Here is a 9,892-nt window from a genome sequence, read left to right as displayed (position 1 = left end):
GTCCGTGTTCGCGGGCGGCTGCGACCTCGCCGCCGCCGAGGCCGTCTGCGCCGACCCGTCCTACGACACCGCCGACGTCCTCGGCTCCCTCGTCGACAACGAAGCCGAACGCCTCCTGGCCCAGGCCGACCAGGAGTCGGGCCGCCACGGCGGGGTGCACGACGTCAGCAGCTTCGCCCGGCTCCTCTCCGCCCTGCTCGCCCTCCAGCGCGGCGACCTCGCGATGGCCCGCAGCGAGTGCGAGCGGGCCCGCGCCGAATCCGTACGGATCACCGTGCCCGCACAGTTCACCGCCGGGCTGGACAGCATCGACGCCGTCCTCACGGCCCACGAACAGGGCCCGGCCGCCGGCCTCGCCAAGATCGGGCCCGGCCTCGCCGCCGCCGTCACCGCCCGGTGCGCCGAACGGTTCCTGGCCGGCATGGCCGAAGCGGCCGCCGTGCTGCTGGCCGACGACGGCCGGCCCGCCGAGGCCGTACGGGCCCTCGCGGCGGCCACCGCCTGGCGCGCGGGCCTTCCGCGCTCGGTCCCCGAGAGCGGCGCCGTGCACAGGCTCCCGGAACGGACCCGCGCCCTGCTCGGCCCGGCCCGCTACGCCCGGGAGGAGGCCGCCGGGGCCGCACTGACCCCGGCCGAGCTCGCCGCGGCCCTCACCGCCACGCTCACCGGCAGCTGATCACGGCGTCGGCCCAGCTCGCCAGCGTCGGCAGGCTGCCCGGCCCGGCCTTCTCCACCACCAGCCGCAGCGTCTTGCGGCCGGCGAGGGACACTTGCACGCCCACCGGCGGGTCCTCGTGGCCGAGGGCGGCGGACTGCCACAGCCGCTGCCCGTCGGCGTAGACGGAGAACCGCACCGAGCCGTCGGTGTGGAGCGACAGCCCGTCCACCCCGGCCTGCGCCGAGAAGCTCGTGCACTGCCGGTTGAGGGCGATCTCCACCGAGGAACGCGAGTTCACGGTGATGCCCTGCGCGAAGCGGCGGCCGCCCACCTCCAGCCCCCAGCGCTGCCACACCCAGCTGGTGCGCCAGGTCTGCACCTCGGGACCGTCGTGGTCCCCGAAGGCCGACTGGTCGAGCCGGGCCAGCTGGAACCCCTGCGGCGCCTTCGACGGCGGCGGGGTCGGCTCCGGGGAGGGCGGGCTCGGGGACAGCCTGGGCGCGCGCTTCTCCCGGCTCGGCGAAGGTGAGGGTGAGGGCGAGGGCGGCGGGGACGAGGACGGCGAGGCGGCCGGGTGAGCCGCGGAGGCCGGAGCCGAAGGTGTCGGCGACGGTACGCGCGCCGGCGGTACGGAGCCCCGCGCGCGCGGCGGCTCCCCACCCGGGCTCGGCTCCGCCGACGGCGAGGCAGGGGCATCCGGCACCACCGGCGCCGCCACACCGGGCGCGGGCTCCGCCCGGGCCTGCGGCTCGGGATCGTCCCCGGCGAGCGCGAACACCACCCCGGCGGCCGCGGCCACCGCGATCCCGGCGGCGATGGCGGCCTTGGCCGGCAGCCCGAGCCCCTCGGAGGCCAGCGCACCCCCGGCCCCGCCCCCGCTCCCGGCACCCGCACCGGCGGCCCCGCCGCCGGCACCGGCCCCCGCGGCTCCACCCGCGGCACCCGCACCCGCCCCGGCACCACCCGCGGTCCCGGCAGCCCCGGCCCCCGCGGTCGACCCGCCGGAGGCGGCGGCCGCGGCCCCGGCCCCGCCGGCGGCGACGGCTCCACCGGCCACCACCCCGGCGGCCTTGGCCGCGTACCCGGCGGCGAACCACCCGATGACCGCGACCGGAAGCACCGCGGGAATCCCCGCGTTGACGTCCTTGAGCTCCCCGGCGGCCAGCCGGCACTTCGCGCACTCCTCCAGGTGCTTGCGCAGCCCCCGCTCCGCCCGCATCCGCAGCCCGCCCCGCGCGTACGCGCCCAGCCGGTCCGAGTACCGCGCGCAGTCACCGCCCGAGCTCAGCGCCGCGCTCACATGGGCCTGCAGATAGGCCTGCTTGAGCGCTTCCCGGGCGCGGCCGGCCAGCACCGCCGTCGCGTTGGCGCTGAGCCCGAACAACGGGGCGATCGCGCTCGGCGACGCCTCCTCGACGGTGGTGTGCCACAGCACGGCCTGCCACCGCTCGGGCAGGCTGCGGAAAGCCTGCACGGCCAGCGACCGCTCGGCCTCGTGCATCGCCCGTACGTCCGCGCCCAGTTCGAGCGTGTCGTCCCCGGACAGCCCGGAGATCCCGGCTCCGCTTTCCGCGCCCGTGGACGCCTGCTCCGCGAAGACCGCGAAGTCCTCGACGAGTTGCTCCCGCTTGGCCGTCCTGGCCCAGGCGGCGGCAACCCTGCGCACGGTCGTCAGCAGATACGCCCGCACCGACTGGTCCGGCCCCGCCCCGCCCCGTACCGCCTGCAGGGTCCGTGCGAACACCTCGGCGGTCAGGTCGTCGGCGGTGTGCCCGTCCCGGCAGCAGGTCCGCGCGTAGCGTCGTACGGCCTCGGCGTGGCGACGGAACAGCTCCTCGTACGCACCGTCGTCCCCGCCCCGCATGCGGGCGATCAAGTCACCGTCGGCCGGAGGGAGTTCGCTCCCGATGCTGCCGGGTCCGGAAGAGCGCGAGGGGCGTGCGTGCCGGCCGCCCGGTTCGCGCTGGGCCGGCACCTGCCGTGCGGGCAGGCTGCCCGCCTCGACCTCGCTGCCGCCGCCACCGAGTGGCTCTTCCCGCCCGTCAACGCTCATCGCGGAAGCCCCCGCACGACACACTCAACCGGTACACCGATCAAGCGTGTCACACGGCGGTCGCGCGTCGAAGCCCTCTGCGCGCCATCCACTCGTCCGGGCACGATTCGGCGAATCGCTCTATTGGCGCCCCGACGTGCGAACGGCCGGACGGTACGAGAGCCCGCCGATTGGAGTGGCCGGGCACCCGCCCGGCGCCGAAGGGGCGCCGGGCCGACGCCGAACCGCGCAGGTCACGCCGTCCGGGACCGCAGCCCTTCGAGCAGGATGTCGAGCAGCCGGGTCGACGCCGCCGCCTGCTGCGCCGGGTCGGGCAGCGCGGGCGCCGCCGTCGCTATCACCAGCAGCACATCGGCCACCGTGACGTCGGCGCGCAGCTCACCGGCCTCCCGCGCACGGTGCACCAGCCGGCCGACGACCTCCAGCAGCGCACCCGCACCCGCGTCGTCCGAGGGCTCGTCCTCCGCCGCGCTCCGCGTGCCCACGACCCGCAGATCGGGGGAACCGGCGGCCGCGACGGCCTGGCGCTGCTGCGGAACCCGTACCTCCTCGGCCTCCTCGACCCCGTCCTCGCTCGCCGAACCGACCCGCAGCACCTGCGGCGGCAGCAGCCGCCCGGCGCCCGAGGCCACGGAGGTGCGCAGGAAACGCGACAGCGCCTGCCACGGCTCCTCCTCCTGACCCAGCGCGGTCCTGGCCTGCTCGGTCAGCCGCGCGGTCTCCTCCTCGGCTATCCGGCGCACGAGGACGTCTTTGCTCGGGAAGCGCCGGTACACGGTGCCGACACCGACCCGCGCGCGCCGCGCCACGTCCTCCATCGGAGCCCCGTAGCCCAGCTCGCCGAAGACCTCGCGGGCCGCTCGCAGCACGTGTTCCAGGTTGCGCTGGGCGTCGACGCGCAGCGGCGTGGACCTGCCTACACCGTGCGTGGTGCCGCCCGTGAGCGCGCGACCGTTGCTCTCGACCGAGAGAGCGGTCGCAGAGCCATGGAAATCGGAAATGTTCATATGTTTCCCCCGGTAATCATTTGTCTCCCCCCGGAGACACTCCCCGCCTTCACGCCGAGGGGGCCACGGTCTCGGGCCCGGTCCTACTACTCCTCGACGAGATACGAACATAGTTGAGCCAGAGTCAATTCAGAAGGGGCAGCCCCGGACGGACCACCGCCCGATCGGAGCATTCACCCCCACTTTTCCGTTCCATACCCCCGGAATCTGTCATTCCGCACGCTCTGACCTGCGAATTTACGCCCACACCGAACGCTCTCTTCCACCCCGCCCCAGCACCACCTCCGGTCACACAATTTGTCGGGCCTGTGGACAAACTCCCGGCCACGTTGCGTCATGGGATGGTGAAGGCTGCTAACTCCCGGGGCACGGCCCCCGGTACCCCGCCCCGTACGCGCATCCTGATCGTCGGCGGCGGCTACGTCGGCATGTATACGGCGCTCCGGCTCCAGCGAAAGCTGAGAACCGGCGAAGCCGAGGTCACGGTGGTCACCGCCGAGCCCTACATGACGTACCAGCCCTTCCTCCCCGAAGCGGCCGCCGGCGCGATCTCCCCCCGCCACGTCGTGGTCCCCCTGCGCCGCGTCCTCCCCAAGTGCCGCATCGTCATCGGCGAGGCCCAGCGCATCGACCACTCCAAACGGACCGTGACCGTCAGCACCCTCGCCACCGCCGACGAGGGCACCGGCCCCGTCGAGATGGAGTACGACGAACTCGTCCTGGCCCCGGGCTCCATCTCCCGCACCCTCCCCGTCCCCGGGCTCGCCGACTACGGCATCGGGTTCAAGACCGTCGAAGAGGCCATCGGCCTGCGCAACCACGTCATCGAGCAGATGGACATCGCCTCCTCCACCCGCGATCCCGCCCTCCGCGACGCCGCCCTCACCTTCGTCTTCGTCGGCGGCGGATTCGCCGGCGTCGAAGCCCTCGGCGAGCTGGAGGACATGGCCCGCTACGCGGCGCGGTACTACCACAACATCAAGCCCGAGGACATGAAATGGGTCCTCGTCGAGGCCAGCGACCGGATCCTCCCCGAGGTCGGCCCCGAGATGGGGGTCTACACGGTCCGCGAACTGCGCCGCCGCAACATCGACGTCCGGCTGGAGACCCGCCTCGAATCCTGCGAGAACCGCGTCGCCGTCCTCAGCGACGGCGCCCGCTTCCCCACCCGCACCGTCGTGTGGACCGCCGGGGTCAAACCGCACCCCATCCTGGCCGCCTCCGACCTCCCCAAGAACGAGCGCGGCCGGCTGGCCTGCACCTCCTTCCTCACCGTCGAAGGAGTCGAGCACGCCTGGTCCGCGGGCGACGCCGCCGCCGTCCCCGACATCACCGCGGCCGAGAAGGGCGTCGAATGCGCCCCCAACGCCCAGCACGCCGTCCGCCAGGCCAAGGTCCTCGCCGACAACCTCCTCGCCGCCCTGCGCGGTGAGGTCCTGACCGAGTACGCCCACAAGTACGCCGGCTCCGTCGCCTCCCTCGGCCTCCACAAGGGCGTCGCCCACGTATACGGCCGCAAGCTCAAGGCCTACCCGGCCTGGTTCATGCACCGCGCCTACCACCTCAGCCGCGTCCCCAGCTTCAACCGGAAAATGCGCGTGCTCTCCGAATGGACCCTCTCCGGCCTCTTCAAGCGTGAGATCGTCTCCCTGGGCTCCCTCGAACACCCCAGGGCAGAATTCGAACTGGCCGCAGGTGGCGGTCCGAAGGCGCCTCCCCCGCCCCCCGCTCCCAACCCCCCGAAGAACGGCCAGGGCTGACGTTGTCAGTGCGGTCCGCCACACTGGACGTGTGACCATAGGTGGGCTCACCCCTGCACAGAGTGACATCGTCCAGTCAGCGACCGCCCACGAGCGACACAGCGACCACTCGCGACACCACGAGGCTTGAACGCAGTGAACTTCACGCGCTGGAGCGCCCGGTTTCCCGGAACGCAGCGCCGCGCCGCCGCCCGGACCGAACACGCCGCCGCCCAGGCCAAGCGGGGTGAAGGCGCAGTCCCGGCAGCCCGCGGCGGCCGTCCCGACCCCGGGACCGAGCGGGCCGCGCCCGCCGCCGACGGCCACCCCGCCGACCCCACGGTCTGCGGCACCGGCACGGCCACCGGCGGCGGATCAGGGACCGGCACCGGTCCCTGCATCGGCAGCGGCACGACCACGGCCCAGCGGACCGGCGCCCTCGCCGCCGCATCCTCCCTCGACGAGCTCTCCGTACGCGAGGTCCTGGGCCGGCTCCCGGCCCTCGTCGCCCTCGTCCACGGCCCCGAGCACCGCGTCGCCTACGTCAACGACGCCTACACCGCCGGCTTCGGCGCCCGCACCCCCGGCGCCCCCGCCCACGAGTGCCTCCCCGAACTCGGCGAGCTCGGCCTGCTCCCGCTCCTCGACCAGGTCCAGCGCAGCGGCAAGTCCCGTACCGCCAAGAACCGCACCGCACCCGGCGGCGCCCACTCGTACACGGTGACCTGCACCCCGGTCGAGTTCCCCAAGGCCAAGCCCCACCCGAGCACGAGCACGAGCACGAGTACGAACACGGCGGCCGAAGCCGGGAGCGAGCCGGAGGCCCACCACACCGGCGTCCTCATCCACCTCGCCGACGTCACCGACCACGCCGAGGCCGTCGAACGGCTCCGCGCCAGCGAACGCCGACAGCGCGAGGCCGCCGTCACCCTCCAGCGCTCCCTGCTCCCGCAGGAACTGGAACAGCCCGACGACCTGCGCGTAGCCGCCACCTACCAGCCCGGCGGCACCGAGGCCGCCGTCGGCGGCGACTGGTACGACGTCATCACCCTCGGCGCCGGCCGCACCGCCCTCGTCATCGGCGACGTCATGGGCCGCGGGGTCCGCGCCGCCGCCGTCATGGGCCAGCTCCGCACCGCCGTCCGCGCCTACGCCCGCCTCGACCTGCCGCCGCACGAGGTGCTCCAGCTCCTCGACGGACTCGCCGCCGAGATCGACGCCAGCCAGATCGCCACCTGCGTGTACGCCGTCCACGACCCCAACGAGGGCCTCCTCGCGTACGCCTCCGCGGGCCACCTCCCGATCCTGGTCCGCGACGAGGACGGCACCGTCCGCAGAGCCGCCGACCCCACCGGCCCGCCGCTCGGCACCGGCGGCTGGCTGCACACCTCCGGCACCATCGCCCTCGGCCCCGGCTCCACCGCCGTCCTCTACACCGACGGCCTGGTCGAACGCCGCGGCGAGGACATCGACGAGGGCGTCGCCGCCCTGGAACGCGCCCTCTCCGGCGCCCAGGGCACCCCGGCCGTCATCTGCGACCGCCTGATGCGCGCCCTCGGCGTGGACGCCGACCACGACGACGACGTCGCCGTGATGGTCCTCCAGCAGCCCGCCCGCACCGGCGCGGACGCCGAGCTCTTCCACAACGCCGCCCTGGAACTCCTCGGCGGCATCGAGGCGGCCCCGCGCGCCCGCGCCTTCGCCCAGGGAGTCCTCGCCTCCTGGCGCTTCCCCGTCGAGCTGTGCGACCTCGGCGTCCTGGCCGCCAGCGAGCTCGTCGCGAACTCCCTCCAGCACGGCACCCCGCCGATGTGCCTGCGCCTGCGCCGCACCGACCGCCGCCTGATCATCGAGGTCACCGACGGGGACGACCACCTCCCTCGCCGCCGCCGCGCCGAACCGGGCGACGAGACCGGCCGCGGCATCTCGATCATCGCCACCATCGCCTCTTCCTGGGGCTCCCGCCGCACCCCGGGCGGTGGCAAGGCCGTCTGGTGCGAGTTCGCCCTGCCGGACAAGTAGCCGGATGTGCGGAAGGCCCCGGTCCACAAGGACCGGGGCCTTCCGCACGTCTGTTCACTCACACGTACGTATATACGTGCCCTCGCGTACGTGCCTACGCGCTCACGGGCTCCGCGGCGGCGCCGGCCTTGGCCGCCACGACCGGACCGCCCTGCGCCACGACCCGGCTCGCCAGCCACGGGTTGTCCTGCGCCGGGCTCAGCCGCCTGCCGAGCCGCAGCGCCAGACCGGCGATCCCCAGCGACACGAGCACGAAGACGCCGATGTAGAGCATCGGAACGCCCGCGCCGAGCGGCACCCCGAGCGGCCCCAGCGCCAGCGCCATCTGCTTGACCAGTGCGAAGGCCGAGTTGTACTGACCCACCGAACCTTCGGGCGCCAGGTCCGCCACCAGCGGCGCCAGCGTCGGAGACAGCATGGCCTCGCCGATGCCGAAGAGCGCGTACGTGCTGACGAACGCGGCGGCGGCCATCATGGCGCTGCCGTGCCCCAGACCCGAAAAACCGGCGATGACCCACGCCACGGTCCAGATCAGACCGACCAGCGCGATCACCCGGGACCGCCGGCGCTTCTCGACGAGCCTCAGCACGACGAACTGCGCGACGACGATCGCACCGGTGTTGGCGGCCAGGGCGAAACCGAGCGTGGAGGGGGAGATCCCGGCGGCCTCGGTACCGAAGGCGGCCAGACCCGACTCGAACTGCCCGTAGCAGGCGAAGAACACCACGAAGCCCAGCACGCACAGCTGCACCATGGCCTTGTGCCGGAGCAGCCGCTTCCAGCCGCCGCCCGCCTGCGCCGTGTCCTTGGGCCGGGCGTCCTTGAACCCCTGCACCTGCGGCAGACGCACGGTGGCGATGACGCCGGCCAGTACCAGGAACATCACGGCCTCGATGCCGAACAGCAGGGTGAAGCTGCCGGGCCGGCTCTCGTCGACGATCTGGCCGCCGATGAGACCGCCGATGCCCAGACCCAGGTTCTGCATGAAGAACTGCAGGGCGAAGGCACGGGTCCGGGTGGACGGCGTGGAGCACCACACGATCATCGTGGCCAGCGCCGGCTGCATCACGGCCTGCCCGGCGCCGAGCGCCAGCGCGGACAGCAGGATGGGCACGATGCCGGTGGAGAGCCCGAGTGAGAGCGCACCGGCCGACGCGGCGACGGCCGCACCCATGACCACGGGCACCGGACCACGTCGGTCGATGACCCGACCGGTGAAGGGCAGCGCGACGAGAGCGCCCAGGGCGAACGCCACGAACGCGCTCGTGGCGGCCATGGAGCCCAGATCTCGCACCTGCGCCACGTAGATGTAGAGGAACGGAACCGTGAAACCGATGCCGAACGCGGTCAGCGCGTTGCCGGCCTGGATCCGCCGCATCGCAGCGCCCATCACCTTGGTCACTTCTCACCTGCCTTTGAGAGCCGAAGACTGAAGAGCTCAGAACTTCATACCTAAACTTCGATCCTTAACTCTACACATCGAAGGAGTTAGACGCCAACGGGCTCGTGCCATACTTCGACCCATGGGTGACACCCCCGACGGCGCTACGCCCGTCCACGAGCCGAGCCTCGATGAGCAGATCGCCGTCTACCAGCGCGAGTTCCAGGACCTCGACCCCCAGGTCGAGAAGGTCGTGTCGGCACTGAGCCGCCTGCACCGCCGGATGAACGTCGCGTACGGACGCCAGACCGCGGCCCTGGGCATCAGCAACGCGGAGTGGGAGGTCCTCAAGGCCCTCGTCATCTCCGGCTCCCCGTACCGGATGGGCCCGAGCGAGCTCGCGAAGCAGCTGGGCCTCACGCCGGCGGCGATGACCCACCGGATCGACCGCATGACCGCGGAAGGACTGGTCACCCGCGAGCGGGACGAGTCCAACCGGGTCCGCGTGATCGTGGAGCTCACCGACGAGGGCCGCAGCAAGTGGCTGGACGCGATGCGCGCGGCCACGGTCTTCGAGGAGGACCTCCTCCAGGACCTCTCCACGGCGGAGCGCGGGGTGCTCGGCGACATGCTCACCCGGCTGCTGGACCGTGTGGAGGACCTCCAGTCCCCCAGCTGACCGCCGGGGTTGACACGGTCCGCGTGGATCCGTAAGGTTCTTCGAGTTGTCCCTGGGCCGGAAGGTTTAGACGACAACGAATCCCGCCGCCTCGTTGCGGCACCCAACTCAGCACGATCTCCCACTGGGAACGAATTCGGCATGCCCGAATTCATTTCCGAAGGCCGATTATGAATCGCCGGGGAAATCCACTAGAGTTCAGGAGTCGGAAGGGCCCAACAGCCCGGAAGACAAACCCCGCTGACTGGGGGTCAGGCCCGAAAGAGTCTGATAGAGTCGGAAACGCAAGAACACAGAACGAAAGCCCGGAGGAAAGCCCGCGAGGGTGAGTACAAAGGAAGCGTCCGTTCCTT

6 protein-coding genes and 1 pseudogene are annotated in these 9,892 nt (G+C 72.7%); 4 read left to right on the top strand and 3 right to left on the bottom strand.

Annotation, left to right across the window (positions count from 1 at the left end; genetic code table 11):
* Nucleotides 1-676, top strand: a pseudogene (locus IF88_RS0139140) (hypothetical protein); the annotation flags it as partial.
* On the opposite strand, the gene IF88_RS0139135 reads toward IF88_RS0139140, so the two are convergent.
* Both IF88_RS0139135 and IF88_RS0139130 read right to left on the bottom strand, forming a co-directional pair.
* The gene (locus IF88_RS0139135) at nucleotides 663-2,711 is read right to left on the bottom strand and encodes a sigma-70 family RNA polymerase sigma factor (protein ID WP_030724126.1); all 2,049 of its coding nucleotides are present in this window, start codon (nucleotides 2,709-2,711) and stop codon (nucleotides 663-665) included. The pseudogene IF88_RS0139140 and the gene IF88_RS0139135 sit on opposite strands and share 14 nt — an antisense overlap.
* A gap of 233 nt (nucleotides 2,712-2,944) precedes the next feature.
* The gene (locus tag IF88_RS0139130) at nucleotides 2,945-3,718 is read right to left on the bottom strand and encodes a TetR/AcrR family transcriptional regulator (protein WP_030724125.1); all 774 of its coding nucleotides are present in this window, start codon (nucleotides 3,716-3,718) and stop codon (nucleotides 2,945-2,947) included.
* 341 nt (nucleotides 3,719-4,059) lie between these two features.
* Between IF88_RS0139130 and IF88_RS0139125 the strand changes: the two genes are divergently transcribed.
* Together IF88_RS0139125 and IF88_RS0139120 are read left to right on the top strand one after the other, a co-directional pair.
* Nucleotides 4,060-5,478: an NAD(P)/FAD-dependent oxidoreductase gene (locus tag IF88_RS0139125; protein WP_030724124.1), complete on the top strand. Its 1,419-nt coding sequence runs from the start codon at nucleotides 4,060-4,062 to the stop codon at nucleotides 5,476-5,478.
* A gap of 135 nt (nucleotides 5,479-5,613) precedes the next feature.
* Nucleotides 5,614-7,479, top strand: coding sequence for an ATP-binding SpoIIE family protein phosphatase (locus tag IF88_RS0139120; RefSeq protein WP_030724123.1), 1,866 nt, complete (start codon nucleotides 5,614-5,616; stop codon nucleotides 7,477-7,479).
* Between the two features lie 94 nt (nucleotides 7,480-7,573).
* On the opposite strand, the gene IF88_RS0139115 is transcribed toward IF88_RS0139120, so the two are convergent.
* Nucleotides 7,574-8,869 carry an MFS transporter gene (locus tag IF88_RS0139115; protein WP_199808210.1) on the bottom strand — a complete coding sequence of 432 codons (1,296 nt, stop codon included), beginning with the start codon at nucleotides 8,867-8,869 and terminating at the stop codon, nucleotides 7,574-7,576.
* Between the two features lie 133 nt (nucleotides 8,870-9,002).
* Between IF88_RS0139115 and IF88_RS0139110 the strand changes: the two genes are divergently transcribed.
* Nucleotides 9,003-9,539, top strand: coding sequence for a MarR family winged helix-turn-helix transcriptional regulator (locus tag IF88_RS0139110; RefSeq protein WP_030724121.1), 537 nt, complete (start codon nucleotides 9,003-9,005; stop codon nucleotides 9,537-9,539).
* The last annotated feature ends 353 nt before the right edge of the window (nucleotides 9,540-9,892 follow it).

This window comes from Streptomyces sp. NRRL F-2580 (assembly GCF_000720115.1).
Classification (GTDB): Bacteria; Actinomycetota; Actinomycetes; order Streptomycetales; family Streptomycetaceae; genus Streptomyces.
This window is presented reverse-complemented; position numbering and strand designations above follow the sequence as displayed.